The following is a 14,695-nucleotide window of genomic DNA, read 5'->3' as shown; positions in this document are numbered from 1 at the left end:
ACTCGTCTCAGCGCCTTAGGTCAGGTCGAACGGAGTGGGCAAGGCCTTGCGGACGATCTTTTCCGCCGCCGCATAGGGCTGGGCGATGGCGGGGAGGGCCTGCATCGCGGCAAAATGCGCTGCGAGGCCCGGCCAGCGCTCGAGCGGGGTCTCGGCCACCAGCGAAATCTGCATCAGCACGCAGGCGACGGTTATGTCGGCGATCGACAGCGCATCGCCCGCGAAGAACGCGCGGCCATCGAGGCGCTTTTCCAGAATGTCGAAGATCGGCGGCAACTGGTTCGCCCAGGCATCGCGCGCCTTGTCGAGCCCGGGTTCCTCGCCCTTGGACATGGCGAAGAAGATCGGCCGGAAGATGCCGAGGCCGGCTGCCGCGGCGAGCGAGGTATCGGCGAATTCCTCGATGAAGAGCGCCTCGGCGTAGGCCATTGGGTCTTCGGGGTATAGCGCAGGTGAGGGGTGCTTCTTCTCGATATAGGCGCAGATCGCCGAGGAATCGGGGATTGTGCCCGCGACGCCCTCTTCGGCTACGCTGCGGTCGCGCAGCACCGGAATGCGCTTCATCGGCGAGATGTCGAGGAACCAGGGGGGCGGGGCGAAGACGTTCACGCCCTCGACCTCGTAGGCCACGCCCTTGGTGAGGCACACGCCCGCAGCCTTCCTCAGGAAGGGCGAGAGCGGGCTGCCGTAAAGCACCAGATCGGGGCGGGTCGTGGTCATGTCGTGTCCTCTCGTCGTCAAGCCGGGAGCCTCACATAGAATGGCTGCGGCGTAGCGCAATCGTCAGGTGATCGCGCCGCTCTGCCGCGCTACCTGTGGCGCCAAAGCAGCGATTGCGTTTTTCAATGCAACGCGCCAACCTTGGGCAGAGAGAGACGACTCCCCATTCGCAGAGAGGACATTCACATGGTCACCCAGTACAAGAACCTTATCGGCGGCGAGATGGTCGCGACCGACCGCTGGCTCGACGTGGTGAACCCCGCCAACGAGCAGGTCATCGGCCAGGTGCCGGCCTGCGGCAAGCCCGAGCTCGACCGCGCCGTCGCCGCCGCGCGCGCCGCGTTCAAGACCTGGAAGAACACCCCCATCGAGGAACGCCGCGCCGCGATCATGGCGATCTCGGGCGCGATCAAGGCCAATGCCGAGGAACTCTACCGCCTGCTGACCAGCGAGCAGGGCAAGCCTCACGATCAGGCCAAGGGGGAAATCTACGGTGCCGCGGCGATGAGCGCGGCGCAGTCCACCCTGAGCCTCGATGACGAGATCAACGAGGACTCCGACACCCGCCTCTCCCGCACCCGCCGCGTGCCGGTGGGGGTGGTCGCGGGGATCGTGCCGTGGAACTTTCCGGTGATGATGGCGATGCAGAAGATCGCGCCCGCCATGCTCTCGGGCTGCACCATCGTCTTGAAGCCCTCGCCCTTCACCCCGCTGACCACCCTGCGCATCGCCGAGCTGATCGCCGACAAGGTGCCGCCGGGCGTCGTCAACATCATCACCGGCGAGGACGACCTCGGCCCGCTGATGACCAGCCACCCCGATATCGACAAGATCACCTTCACCGGCTCGACCGCGACGGGCAAGAAGATCATGGAAGGCGCGAGCGCCGACTTGAAGCGCATCACGCTCGAACTGGGCGGCAATGACGCCTCGATCGTGCTCCCCGATGCCGATCCCAAGAAGGTCGCCGAGCAGCTGTTCTGGTCGAGCTTCTCCAATGCAGGCCAGATCTGCGTCGCGGCCAAGCGCGTCTATATCCATGAGGATATCTACGACGAACTCAGCGCCGCGATCGTCGAATATGCCAAGACGGTGAAGGTCGGCGACGGCAGCCAGCAGGGCACCGGGGTCGGTCCGATCCAGAACAAGAAGCAGTATGACCGCGTGCTCGAGCTGATCGAGGATGCGAAGTCGAACGGCTACAAGTTCCTGCTCGGCGGGAACGTCGATCCGAGCGGCACCGGCTACTTCGTCCCGCTGACCATCCTCGACAACCCGCCCGAAGACGCACGGATCGTGGCGGAAGAGCAGTTCGGCCCGGTGATGCCGCTGATGAAGTTCTCGACCGAAGAGGAAGTCATCGCGCGCGCCAACAACTCGGAATACGGCCTCGCCGGCGCGGTGTGGACCGGCAACCCGGACAAGGGCGTCGAGATCGCCGAGCAGCTCGAAACCGGCACGGTGTGGGTCAACGAATACCTCCACCTCTCGCCCTTCGCGCCGTTTGGCGGGCACAAGCAGTCGGGCTTCGGTGCCGAATACGGCAAGGAAGGCCTCAAGGAGTTCACCTACGCGCAGGTGATCACCGTCAAGAAGGACAAGGTTCCCGCCTGATCCGGTGGCGGTGACGGCTGAAGAACTGAGCGCCGGGCTGGCGCGGGTGTGTGCCCGCGTCGGCCTCGGCGCTTTGTCATTGGCGCCGCAGCGCCTGACGGGCGGGGCGGTGATGGAGAGCTGGCGCTTTTCCGCTGGCGGCTCCGACTACGTGTTGCGCCGCGCCCCGAGCCTCGCCTTCATGGAGGGGCGGCCTTACGGGCATGGCGTTGAGGCGGCGCTGATCGAGGCGGCCCGCGCCAGGGGCGTGACCGCGCCGGAGGTGGTGGCGGTGCTGGAGGAGGGCGACGGGCTCGGCTCGGGCTTCGTGATGCGCGCGCTGCCGGGGACGGCTGATCCCAAGGTCATTCTGGGCTGCGACGATCCCGACGGGTTGCTGCGTGGCATCGCTCGCGACTTGGCGCGCATCCACCGCCTGCGACCCGGCGATGTGCCCAAGGGCGTGCCGGTGATGGACTACCGCGCGGCCATCGCGGACCTCAAAGCGCAGTTCATGGAGGCGGGCGGCGACCGCCCGATCATCGCGCTCGGGCTCAAGTGGCTGGAGGACAATTGCCCGCCTGAGGTCGAGCCCGTCCTCAACCACGGCGATTACCGCATGGGCAATCTGCTGGTCGAGGGCTCTCGCCTGACTGGCGTGCTCGACTGGGAAATCGCCCATTTCGGCGACCGCCACGAAGACCTCGCCTTTGGCTGCATGGCGGTGTGGCGCTTTGCCCGCTACGACCGCCCGGCGTTGGGGCTGGGAGCAATCGAAGACTACATCGCCGCCTACGAGGCCGAGGCGGGGGTTACCATCGATCCGGCGCGCTTCCGCTTCTGGACGATCTACCGCACCGTATGGTGGGCGCTCGGCTGCCTCAAGATGGCGGCGCAATGGCGCTCGGGCGCGGACCGGATGCTCGAACGCGTGGTGATCTCGCGCCGCACCAGCGAGCAGGAACTCGATCTGCTGCTGCTGCTGGAGGAGGATGCGCCGGAGGCGGAGCGGGTGCGGCTGGTCGCGGTGCCGCAGCCGCCCGCGCCGCAAGGCGAGGCCAATGACGGCGAGCTGGCGATCGCGATTTACGAATGGCTGGGCACGGTAAAGGACCGGTTCGACGGGCACGACCGCTTTCAGTATGCTGTCGCCCGCAACGCGCTCGGGATGATTTCGCGCTACAATGCGGCGGCTATCCCGGCATTCGAGAACGCGCCGCTCGCCGCACGCCTCCTGTCGGGCGCGGGAAGCCTCGCGGAGCCCGGCCTGCTGGCACAATTGCGCGAGGCGATCCTGGCAACGATCATGCAGGACGTGCCCAAATATCCCGCGCTTCAAGCGGCGCGCAAGAAGTGGACCGGAGAGGAATAACCCCATGGACTTCGCCATCCCCGCCGACCTTCAAGCCTATCTCGCCGAACTCGACGCCTTCATCGCCGCCGAGATCAAGCCGCTGGAACAGCAGGACGACAACATCCGCTTCTTCGACCACCGCCGCGAACACGCGCGCACCGATTGGGAGCGCGGCGGGCTGCCCCGGCACGAGTGGGAGGAACTGCTCAAGGAAGCCACCCGCCGCGCCGACAAGGCGGGCCATTGGCGCTTCTCCGCGCCCAAGCGTTATGGCGGCAAGGACGGCAGCAACCTCTGGATGGCGGTGATCCGCGAGCATTTTGCGCGGGCTGGCCTCGGCCTGCACAATGATCTCCAGAACGAACACTCGATCGTCGGCAACTTCCCCTTCGTCGCCATGTTCGACCAGTGGGGCACCGAGGAGCAGAAACAGGAATTCATCCTCGGCGGGTTCGAGCGCACGCGGCGCGTCGCCTTCGGGCTCACCGAGCCGCACCACGGCTCAGACGCCACGCACATGGAGACGGTCGCCGTCCGCGAGACCCGTGACGGGGTCGACGGCTGGCTCATCAACGGCGAGAAGATGTGGATCACCGGGATGCACACCGCCACCCACTGCGCGATGTTCGCGCGCACCGCCGGCAAGGCGGGGGACGCGAGCGGGATCACCTGCTTCCTCGTCCCCAATCCCACGCCGGGCCTCCAGATCGAGGAGTGGCTGTGGACCTTCAACATGCCCACCGACCACCCGCGCCTCAGCGTCACCAACGTCTGGGTGCCCGACAGCGCGATCCTCGGCGTCGAGGGCCGAGGGCTGGCGCTGGCGCAGAGCTTCGTCCACCAGAACCGCATCCGCCAGGCGGCCTCAAGCTGCGGCGCGGCGCTCTACTGCATCGACGAGAGCGTCAAATATGCCCGGGAGCGCAAGCCCTTCGGCGAAGAGCTGGCGCGCAACCAGGCAATCCAGTTCCCGCTGGTGGAGCTGGCGACGCAGGCCGAGATGCTGCGCCTCCTGATCTTCAAGACCGCGTGGGAGATGGACAACATGCCCCACGAAGAGATCGAGCGGACGATCTCGGACAAGGTCTCGATGTGCAATTACTGGGCGAACCGGCTGGTGTGCGAGGCGGCGGACCGCGCGATGCAGGTCCACGGCGGCATCGGCTATTCACGCCACAAGCCGTTCGAGCACATTTACCGCCACCACCGCCGGTATCGCATCACGGAAGGGTCCGAGGAGATCCAGATGCGCAAGGTGGGGGCCTACCTGTTCGGCTATCTCGGGCCGAAGCGGGGGATGTACGGGTGATCCTCGGGCAAAGTTGCGTCCATGATCGACCAACGACATTTGTGACCACTTTCCTTATCCCCCCGCCCCGCTAGTCTCCCGCGCCGACAGAGGGAGACTTTCCATGCGTTATCTCGCCGCCGCCCTGCTTGCCGGGGCCGCCTGCCTTTCCGCACCCGTCGCCGCCAGCGCAGCCCCCAAGAAGGACGCCAAGGCCGAGGAGAAGTGGAACGTCGAGGCCCCCAAGGGCGCCACGATCAAGCAGGTGCCGATCAACACCGACGAAGGCACCTGGATGGATGTCGACGTCGCGCCCGACGGCAAGACCATCGCCTTCACCCTGCTCGGCGACATCTACACCCTCCCCATCGAGGGCGGGACGCCCAAGCGGATCAGCGAAGGCCTGTCGTGGGACGTGCAGCCGCGCTTCTCGCCAGATGGCACGCGGATCGCCTTCACCAGCGATCGCGGCGGCGGGGACAATATCTGGGTGATGAACGCCGACGGCAGCGACAAGCGGCAGGTGACCAAGGAGGACTTCCGCCTCTTGAACCAGCCCGCCTGGTCGCCCGACGGGCGCTTCATCGCGGCCAAGAAGCACTACACCACCGAACGCAGCGCCGGGACGGGCGAGGTGTGGCTCTACCACGTCAGCGGCGGCGGCGGGGTGCAGGTGGTCGAGCGCGCCAACGAGCGGCTCCAGAAGGAGCTGGGCGAGCCGGTCTTCGCGCCCGACGGCTCGGCAATCTACTACACCCGCAACACCACCCCGGGGCCGATCTTCGAGTACGCGCAGGATAGCCAGGCGGGCATCTTCGCCATCGAACGCCATGACCTCGCCACCGGCGAAGTCACCACCGCGGTCAGCGGCTATGGCGGCGCGGTGCGCCCCGCGCCCTCGCCCGACGGCAAGGAGATCGCCTTCGTCCGCCGCGACAAGGACCAGACCCAGCTGTGGGTCAAGGACATCGCCTCGGGCCGCGAGCGGATGATCTACGGCAAGCTCGACCTCGACGTGCAGGAGACCTGGGCGGTCACCGGGGTCTATCCCAACATGGACTGGCTGCCGGATTCGAGCGCCATCGTGTTCTGGGCCGGGGGCAAATTGAACCGCGTGGGCCGCGACGGATCGGGCCATGCGGTGATCCCCTTCCGCGTCAACGACACCCGCGGCGTCGCCGATGCGCCGCACCCGGTGATCGCGGTCGCGCCCGACAGCTTCACCACCACCATGCCGCGTTTCGCCACGCTCTCGCCCGATGGGAGCCGCGTGGTGTTCGAGAGCTTGGGGCGGCTTTACAACAAATCCGCCAAGGGCAAGGACGCGCCCGCGCCGCTGACGGGTGACAGCGCCGATGTGCTCGAAGCCTTCCCCGCCTTCAGCCGCGACGGGCAGAGCCTTGCCTATGTCCGCTGGAGCGACGCCACGCTCGGCGAGATCGTCATCGCCGATGCGCAGGGCCAGAACCGCCGCGTCCTCACCGGGCCGGGTCACTATGGCAATCTCGCCTTCTCGCCCGATGGCACGATGATCGCCTTCGAGAAGCGCGAGGGCGGCTATCTCACCTCGCCCGATTTCTCGGAAAGCCCCGGCATCTATGTCATGCCGGTCGCGGGCGGCGAGGCGACACTCGTCACCCGCGAGGGCGCCAACCCGCAATGGGGCGCGGCCAATGACCGCCTGTTCATGGTCGCGCGCGACAGCGGCAAGCTGGCGCTGATCTCCACCGACCTTGCCGGCGAGGCCAAGCGCACCCATGCCAAGGGCGATCTCGCCAACGACCTGCGCATCGCGCCCGATGGCCGCACCATCGCCTTCCGGCAGAACTACGAGGTCTTCGCCATGCCGCTGGTGCCCGGCGGCAAGCCGGTCGACGTCAGCGAGAAGGGCGGCGCGCTCCCTGTCACCAAGGTCAGCACCGGGGGCGCGGACTATCTCGGCTGGGCCAATGGCGGCGAGACGCTGTTCTGGTCGATCGGGCCTTCGCTCCAGAGCGCCAACGTGCCCGCGCTGTTCGCCGCCGCGCCCAAGGCCGAGAGCGACAAGACGCCCGCGTTCACGCCCCCCACCACCGGTATCCCGCTCGGAGTGACGGTGCAGAAGGCCAAGCCCACCGGCACCACGGTGATCCACGGCGCGCGCATCCTGACCATGAAGGCGGGGCTGGCCGCCGGCGATGCCGGGGTGATCGAAGACGGCGTGATCGTGATCGAGGGCGACCGCATCACCTCCGTCAGCGAAGGTTCGATCGCGGCGATGACCTTCCCCGAAGGCACCCGCTTCGTCGATGCCAGCGGCAAGACCATCATGCCCGGCCTCGTCGATGCCCACGCGCACGGGGCCTACGGCGTCGGCGACCTCATTCCGCAGCAGAACTGGTCGCTGCTCCAGGATCTGGCGATGGGGGTGACCACGGTCCACAACCCCTCCTCGCAGGCGAGCACCGTCTTCGCCGCCGCCGAGCGCCAGAAGGCGGGGCTGACGCTCGGCCCGCGCATCTTCTCGACCGGCGAGATCATCTACGGGGCCAAGGCTCCGGACGTCTATGCGCGGATCGACTCCTACGAGGACGCGCTGGCGCACGTGCGCCGGATCAAGGCGCAGGGCGGGATCTCGGTCAAGAACTACAACCAGCCCCGCCGCGAACAGCGCCAGATGGTGGTCCGCGCCGCCGCTGCCGAGAACATGCTGGTGGTGGCCGAGGGCGGTTCGCTGTTCGGCATGGACATGAATATCGCCGCCGACGGCAACTCGACGCTTGAACACAACGTGCCGGTCGACGTGTTCTACGAGGACGTGCTGCAGTTCTACAGCCAGTCGGGCACCAACTACACGCCCACGCTGGTGGTCACCTATGGCGGCCTCGCGGGCGATCCCTATTGGCGGCAGGCGACCAATGTGTGGGAGAACCCGCTGATGGTCCACACCCCGCCCAAGATGCTGCTCGCCGAAACCGCGCGTCGCACCAAGGCACCCGAGTGGGCCTTCGTCGACGACAACAACGCGCGCGAGGCGCGCAAGCTCGCGCGGCGCGGGGTGAAGGTCTCGATCGGCGCGCACGGCCAGCAGGCGGGCATCGGCGCGCATTGGGAGCTGTGGAGCTTCGTGCGCGGCGGGATGAGCCCGGTCGAGGCGCTGAAGGCGGGCACCATCACCTCGGCGCAATCACTCGGGATGGCGAAGGACATCGGCAGCATCGAGGCCGGCAAGCTCGCCGACCTCGTGATCCTCTCGGACGATCCGAGCGCGGACATCGCCAACTCGGACAATATCGAGAAGGTGATGCTCGGCGGGCGGTTGTATGACGCCAAGACGATGAACGAGGTCGGCACCGGCGACGCCAAGCGCCGCCCCTATTTCTGGGAAGGCGAGGGCGCGATGGGCGCGGCGGGGTCGTCGCGCACGACCAGCGAGGGCCGTGGCCATGCGGATGGCGACGCGGGATGAGGCTTGAGGGGGATGATCAATCCCCCTCCAGCAGCCCCCGCAAATCCTTCAGCGCCTTGGCGCGCAGCTGGTGGACGCGGGGCACGCTCACCTCGAGCACGGCGGCGATTTCGGTGAGGTTCAGCTCCTCGACGAAGAACAGCTGGAGCACCAGCTTCAGCCGGTCGGGCAGTCTCACCATCGCCGCGATCAGCCGCTCGCGATCTTCCGCCGCGCACAGCGCCTCGAAGGGGTCGGGATCGTCGCTGGCGAAGGCGAGGCTGGTCTCGTCATAGGCGTCGTCGATCGGGGTGAGCCGGACGCCCGAGGCCTCGATCGCGAGCAATTCGGCGTCCGAGACCTCCATCGCCCGCGCGAGCTCGGCGCGGCTCGGCTCGCGGCCCAGTGACCCGCGAAGCGAAGCGAGCGCCCGCTCGTAGGTCGTTCGCTTGGCCCGCGCCGTCCGGCTGTCGTGGGCGACGCGGCGCACTTCATCCAGCATCGCGCCGCGCACCCGGATCTTGGCATAGGCGGCAAAGCCGTCCTCGGTCGGCCCGGCGTGGCGCTGGGCGCATTCGGTGAGCGCGAGAATGCCGGCCTGCACCAGATCCTCGATCTCGAGACCTTCGCGCCCGCGCCCGTTGATGTGCCACGCGGTGCGGCGCACCAGCGGCAGGAAGCGGCGCACGCGGTCCTCGACCTCGGCGCGCGAGGGGGCGTAGGGCTGGCTCAGCGCCCCGAAGCCGGCGTGATCGTGCTTCATGCCGCCATCCCCTGCGGTGCGGAGAGCGCGGGCGCTTCAGGCGGGGCGCCGATCACGCCGACCACCGCGATCGGCTGGCTGGCGGGCAGCTCGGCGATCGAGAGCACCAGGCAGCGCGGGGCCCGGTGCTTGAGCAGCGCGGCGAGCGCGCGGCGCGCCGGGGGCTGGACGATCAGCGCGATCGGGCCCTTCTCGGCATCGGCGACGGCGTTGACCTCGCGCAGGATCATGCTTCCGCAATCGGGCTCGATCAGAGGATTTCCGGTGAGCGGATCCAACATCCCGCCGAGGATCGCGCTCTCGAGCCCCGCATCGAGGGTGACGACCTTGAGCGGCTCGTCCGGGCTTACGATCCGCGCCACGATACGCGCAGCCAGATCTGTTCGTACGGCGTCGATGACGGCATCGAAGTCGGTGGTCTTCTGGAGCGCCAATGCCAGCGCCGTGAACAGCGGTTGGGGATGCGAAAGCCCGATCCCGTCGGCCATCAGCGCGCGCAGGGTGCGGGTCAGCGCGGCGAGCGGGAGCGGGTCGGGCGTCACCGCCTCGACCAGCGCCGGGGCGCGGGCCTTGAGGCCATCGACCCACTCGCGCACCTCGTCGGGGCCGAGCAGCTGATGCGCCTCGCCCATCAGCGCCTGGTTGGCGTGGGTGGCGATCACCGAGGCCGGGTCGACGACGAGGAAGCCCTCGGCCACGGCATGGTCGCGGCTTCCGGGGGCGATCCACAAGGCGGGGCAATCGAAGGAGGGGTCGCGGGTCGACTCGCCGGTGAGGCCATGGCCCGGGCGCACCTCGCCCGCGTCGATGGCGAGCAGCTTGGCCGGTCGCACGCTGCCGCGCGCGATGCTCACCCCGCCCATCAGCACGGCATAGTCCTGCGCCGCGAGTTCGAGCGAATCGCGGATCCGGAACTGCGGCAGCACGAAGCCGAGATCGCGCGAAAGCTGCTTCCTGATGCCCGTGATGCGGGTGATCAGCGGCGCGCCCTGCGCGGCATCGACCAGCCCGACGATGCCGAAGCCCAGCTCGATCGTGACCAGCGTCGCATCGGCGACATCGGCGAGCGCGATCGTGTCGGGGAAGACCTCTTCCACCGGTTCGGCGACCGGAGCAGGCAGCGCGGCGCGCTTCCTGAGCTGCCACCAGATCGTCCCCGCGATGGCGGCGGCAGGCAGGAAGATCGTCTGCGGCATGGCGGGCACCATTCCCACCGCGCCGAGGATCAGCGCCACCGGCAGCCACCCGCGCGGATCGGCGAACTGGCCGCCGATCTGCCCGGCAAGGTCGCGCTGGTCGCTGACGCGGGTGACAATCGCGGCGGCGGCGATCGAGAGCAGCAGCGCGGGCACCTGCGCCACCAGCGCATCGCCCACCGCGAGCGTGACATAGGCCTCGCCGGCCTCGCTCGCGGACAGGCCGTGGCTGATCATGCCGATGGCGAAGCCGGCGATGATATTGACCCCGAGGATCAGCAGCGCCGCCATGGCGTCGCCCTTCACGAACTTGCTGGCACCATCCATCGAGCCGTAGAAATCGGCCTCGACGGTGACTTCGCGCCGCCGCTCGCGCGCCTCGTCGGCGGTGACGAGGCCTGCGGCAATGTCGGCGTCGATCGCCATCTGCTTGCCCGGCAGCGCATCGAGCACGAAGCGTGCGGAGACTTCCGAGACGCGCCCGGCGCCCTTGGTGATGACGATCATGTTGATGATCATGAGGATCGCGAAGACGAACAGGCCGACGACGAAGTTGCCGCCCACGAGGAACGCCGCGAAGCTCTCGATCACGTGGCCGGCGGCCGCGCCCCCTTCGTGCCCGTGGACCAGCACCACGCGGGTCGAGGCGACGTTGAGGGCGAGCCGCAAGAGGGTCGCGAACAGCAGCACGGAGGGGAAGGAGGAGAAGTCGAGCGGGCGCCGCGCGTTCAGCGCGACCATCAGCACCGCGATCGAGATCGCGATGTTGAGCACGAAGAAGATGTCGAGCAGCAGCGCCGGGATCGGCAGCACCATCAGCGCCAGCAGCGCGAAGATGCCTACCGGCAGCGCGAGGCTTGCAGGCATGGCGGCGATGCGGGACAGGGAGAAAGCGCGGGCAGTCGTCACGGATGTGCTCACAGGCCGAGCGCCTTCAGACGGTCATAGGCACGGCGCACTTGCGGCGGCGCGGCGGCGGGATCGGTGCCGAAGGTGCTGCCGAGGATCTGCGACATGGGGGGTCTTGCGGGCGCGCGCACAGCAGCGGACGGGGGCAGGGTGTTCTGGGTCAGGGCCGGGGGAAGGCCGGGGCCGAACACCGCCTCGTCGGCGATCAGATAGGGCGAAGGCGTGAAGCCCGCGCCGCCGGTGGGGCGCGGGGCGTAATCGGCGCGCACGAAATTGGCCGCCCGGCCATCCGTGGCGCGGTCGAGGGCGCGGCCCATCTTGCCGTCGATCACCTGCATCACCTGCGCGAGGCTGCGCGGGCTCCCGTCGGGGGCGTAGAAGATCGCCCGGTTGGAGGCGGCGGGGCGGGCGAAGAGCGCGGGCGCGCTCTGGTTCGGATCGGCCTGGAGCTCGCTCAGGAACCGCCCCGCGCCGCCTGCGCCGAGGAAGTGCGCGAGGTAGAGTTCGGCATGATCGGGCTGGCGGCCGAGGATCGGCATCAGGTGCGCGCGGTTGTCCTCGGCGAGCCCCGCCGCCATCAGCGCGGCGATCTGCGGGTCGTTCCTCAGCGCGAGGATCGCCTCGCGCTGCGCATCATCGGCGACATAGGCGCTGCCCGACGACGTCACGTCGATCTGGTCGGCGACATGCCCGAGACCGAAGCGGTGCCCGTGCTTCTTCAGCGTGTCGAGCCAGGTGCTCTCGATGAACTGGTAGAGCCCGGTCGCGCTCGAGGTGGCGGCGCGGGCTGCGGGGTTCATCGCGCTCTCGACCTCGGCCTGGGCGAGGAGGTAGTTGAAATCGACGCTGGTCGCCTGCGACGCGCGGGCGATCGCGGCCTCGACCGAGCCGGCAGGCGCGGCGATCTGCCGCGCTGCGGCCGGCTCCGCGCCGCCATCCACCGCGCCCTCCATTGCGGTGCGCGCCGCCGCATGGGCACGCGCGGCGCTTTCGAACCCGGCGCGGATCGACCCGGCGGGGAGGCTTATCGATGGGGAGGGCTGGCTCATGCGCGCGTCCGCCTGCTGTGTGCCGCCGCGGGATGCGGGGCCTTCGGGGCGGGAAGTGCAAACGCCGTGCCAGACAGGGCGCGATCGCGCGTCTAGGGGATAGCCCTCAGGTGCGCGCCGGGGCGTAGGTCATCTTCGGCAGGCGGCCCGAGCGGCCGTGTCTGCCGCCCAGCGCATCGATCCGCGCGGCGACATTGGCGGCGAGCAGGTTGCGCACCCGGCGGTTGACCTCGTTGAGCTGGCGCGCGGTCTCGGCGAGGCTGCGGGTCTCGCCGTCGAGCATCTCCGGCTCGAGCGCGGCGAGCGTGTCGCACAGGCTTTCCTTGTCGCGCGCCGCGCCGACGAGGCCATCGGCATCGAGCGCGGCAAGCGCTTGCCGCTCGCGTTCGAGCACGGCAATCATCTGCCGCAGGCCCGCGGCAAGCGGACTGGCCGCGGTCGGCGCTGCGGGAGCGGGGCGGCGCGAGGGGACGAGAATTTCGGCCACCGGATCAGTTCCGCTCGGGCAGCGAGAGGCTGACCTGCGCCGCGATCATCGCGTCGGCGATCTTGGTCGGCACCAGCGGGTAGCTGCCGTCGGCAAGCGCGGCCTTGATCTGCTTGACGCGCTCGGCATCGACCGGCGGGGCGGCCGCTTCGACCGGGGCGGAAACCTCGAGGCTCACGCCGGAGGCGGCTGCGCTGCCGCTCGCTGCCGCAGCGGGGCGGGGGCGCGCCTCGATCTGCGCGCGTTCGCCCGCGGCGACGGCACGCGCAGCGCCGACGGCAGGCACTTTGCTCGGTTCGACGGAAGACATGGGCTCAATCCTTGGTGTGCGGTTGCTGTGAGCGAGAACGGCGGAGGGCGCGAAGGTTTAAGGGGGGCATGGCGCGCGAGCCGTCTATCCGGCGGGGACGACGGCGAGGCCCGGGCGCTCGATCCGGGCGCGCAGGCCCTGCGCCTTGCGGGCCGTGCGCACCTCGATCCAGTCGCCGACCGCCCCCGCCTCCATCGCCTCGCCCGGCTGCTGGACACTGAAGCCGCGCCCGCGCACCAGGATGGTGATGGCATCGCCGCGCTTGACCGCTGGCGCGGGGCGGGCTGCGGCGGCGGCGGTGCCCTGCGCGGGGAGAATCGCCACGAACACGCGCCACGGCGTCGGCCCCGGGCAGGCGACCGCGACCGCGGTGCGCGCCGGGGTGTGCCAGGCGACCGCCAGCGGCGCGCCGCAGGCGGCAAGCTGGAGGCGCGGGTCGCTCGCCATGCGCGCGCCGCCCGGCGTGCCGATGCCGGCTCCGGTAAAGGCGGCGACCGCCCGGTCGATCGCGGCGGGATCGGTGCCGGCCCGGACGGTCTGGGCCTCGGCCGCGCCGTATCCGGGCAGCAGCATCAGCGCCGGCACAGCAAGCGCCAGTGCGGCAAACCGCCGCGTCCGGCGCCGCTCGATAATGGTCTCCATCGGCATCATGTCCTCGTGATCCGCGTAAGCTTATGCGGGCCGAACGCAGCAAGGGCCATGCCAAGCGCTCCCCTACGCAATCATCCGGAAGGACTTCGCGCGGGCACTTAAGCATAAGCAGGTAGGTTTGAGGGGACCGACCGTTCCACCCATCTTGCGCAGTCTTCCCGCCATGCCCCTGCCCTCCGGTTTCTCCCGTGCCGCCCGTGCCCGCGCCAAGGCTGCGACCCCCGTGCCGCATGCCGCCCCGCGCGCGGCGGAGGCGCGGCGCGCGCTGCTGGCGAGGATCACCGATTTCTTCCTGCGCCACGATCTCGAGGTGAGCGCGTCCAACATGGCGAGCGTGTGCGGCGCGCTGTCGGGGTCCCAGCCCGAACTTGCCGCCGCGCTGGTGCGGCGCGAGGCGAGCGGAGAGCCGATCGACCAGCGCTGGCTCGACACGCTGACGCGGCTCGATCCCGACGGTCACAGCCATATCGCCGCGCTCGAGACGCTGTCCGAGAAGCTCGAATACACCCTCGAACGCTTCGCCGAGACCGCGCGCGATGCGCAGACCGAGACCCACGACCATCGCGGGGCGATCGGCGCGCAGGTCGAGGCGTTGGGCACGCCGGCCGAACTCACCCAGGTGATCGACCTGTCGCGCGCGATGCTGGCGCGGATCGAGGAGGTCGAGGCGGCGATGGCGCGCAGCGAGGTCGAGATCGACCGCCTGCGCGACAACCTCGCCCAGGCGCGCACCGAGGCCGAGGTCGATCACCTCACCCGCCTGCCCAATCGCCGCGCCTTCGAGCGACGGCTGGCGACCGCCGCGATCGAGGCGCGCGCCGCGGGCACGCCGCTGACGGTCGCCTTCTGCGATGTCGACCACTTCAAGCAGGTCAACGACCGCCACGGCCACGCGGCCGGAGACCGCGTGCTGTGCGCGTTGGCGGGGAGCTTTGCCACCATGGCGGG

12 protein-coding genes are annotated in these 14,695 nt (G+C 69.2%); 5 read left to right on the top strand and 7 right to left on the bottom strand.

Going from position 1 to position 14,695, the window contains the following annotated elements; all coding sequences use genetic code 11:
- Nucleotides 1–15 precede the first annotated feature (15 nt).
- Entirely contained in the window at nt 16–720 is a 705-nt protein-coding gene (locus AX692_RS12810; RefSeq protein WP_073973105.1) for a glutathione S-transferase family protein, read from the bottom strand.
- 186 nt (nt 721–906) lie between these two features.
- Here AX692_RS12810 and AX692_RS12805 point away from each other — a divergent pair, with 186 nt between their 5' ends.
- The 4 genes from AX692_RS12805 to AX692_RS12790 all read left to right on the top strand — a co-directional run bounded on the left by AX692_RS12805 (nt 907) and on the right by AX692_RS12790 (nt 8,403).
- On the top strand, nt 907–2,334 hold the full coding sequence (locus tag AX692_RS12805; protein WP_073973106.1) for an aldehyde dehydrogenase family protein: 1,428 nt from the start codon (nt 907–909) through the stop codon (nt 2,332–2,334).
- 4 nt (nt 2,335–2,338) lie between these two features.
- Nucleotides 2,339–3,685, top strand: coding sequence for a phosphotransferase (locus AX692_RS12800; protein WP_073973107.1), 1,347 nt, complete (start codon nt 2,339–2,341; stop codon nt 3,683–3,685).
- Nucleotides 3,686–3,689: 4 nt separating this feature from the next.
- Nucleotides 3,690–4,976 carry an acyl-CoA dehydrogenase family protein gene (locus AX692_RS12795; protein WP_073973108.1) on the top strand — a complete coding sequence of 429 codons (1,287 nt, stop codon included), beginning with the start codon at nt 3,690–3,692 and terminating at the stop codon, nt 4,974–4,976.
- 103 nt (nt 4,977–5,079) lie between these two features.
- On the top strand, nt 5,080–8,403 hold the full coding sequence (locus tag AX692_RS12790) for an amidohydrolase family protein (RefSeq protein WP_073973109.1): 3,324 nt from the start codon (nt 5,080–5,082) through the stop codon (nt 8,401–8,403).
- Nucleotides 8,404–8,419: 16 nt separating this feature from the next.
- Here AX692_RS12790 and AX692_RS12785 read toward each other — a convergent pair whose 3' ends face one another.
- The 6 genes from AX692_RS12785 to AX692_RS12760 all read right to left on the bottom strand — a co-directional run bounded on the left by AX692_RS12785 (nt 8,420) and on the right by AX692_RS12760 (nt 13,738).
- The gene (locus AX692_RS12785; RefSeq protein WP_073973110.1) at nt 8,420–9,145 is read right to left on the bottom strand and encodes a sigma-70 family RNA polymerase sigma factor; all 726 of its coding nucleotides are present in this window, start codon (nt 9,143–9,145) and stop codon (nt 8,420–8,422) included.
- A complete protein-coding gene (locus AX692_RS12780) occupies nt 9,142–11,208 on the bottom strand; it encodes a flagellar biosynthesis protein FlhA (protein ID WP_073973111.1) in 2,067 nt (688 codons plus the stop codon). Before AX692_RS12780 ends, AX692_RS12785 begins: the two co-directional genes overlap by 4 nt.
- Nucleotides 11,209–11,258: 50 nt before the next feature.
- Complete coding sequence (locus tag AX692_RS12775; RefSeq protein WP_073973112.1) at nt 11,259–12,299, bottom strand: transglycosylase SLT domain-containing protein; 1,041 nt, start codon at nt 12,297–12,299, stop codon at nt 11,259–11,261.
- Nucleotides 12,300–12,405: 106 nt separating this feature from the next.
- The gene (locus AX692_RS12770; RefSeq protein WP_230959495.1) at nt 12,406–12,786 is read right to left on the bottom strand and encodes a flagellar protein FlgN; all 381 of its coding nucleotides are present in this window, start codon (nt 12,784–12,786) and stop codon (nt 12,406–12,408) included.
- Nucleotides 12,787–12,790: 4 nt separating this feature from the next.
- A complete protein-coding gene (gene flgM / locus AX692_RS12765) occupies nt 12,791–13,096 on the bottom strand; it encodes a flagellar biosynthesis anti-sigma factor FlgM (RefSeq protein WP_073973113.1) in 306 nt (101 codons plus the stop codon).
- 84 nt (nt 13,097–13,180) lie between these two features.
- Entirely contained in the window at nt 13,181–13,738 is a 558-nt protein-coding gene (locus AX692_RS12760) for a flagella basal body P-ring formation protein FlgA (protein ID WP_230959494.1), read from the bottom strand.
- Between the two features lie 172 nt (nt 13,739–13,910).
- On the opposite strand from AX692_RS12760, the gene AX692_RS20745 reads away from it, so the two are divergent.
- On the top strand, nt 13,911–14,695 hold a 785-nt coding region (locus tag AX692_RS20745), incomplete at its 3' end, for a GGDEF domain-containing protein (protein WP_155646318.1).

This window comes from Erythrobacter donghaensis (genome assembly GCF_001557325.1).
Lineage (GTDB): Bacteria > Pseudomonadota > Alphaproteobacteria > Sphingomonadales > Sphingomonadaceae > Erythrobacter > Erythrobacter donghaensis_B.
Note: the sequence above shows the minus strand (reverse complement) of the source record. Positions and strands in the feature narration are given on the sequence as shown.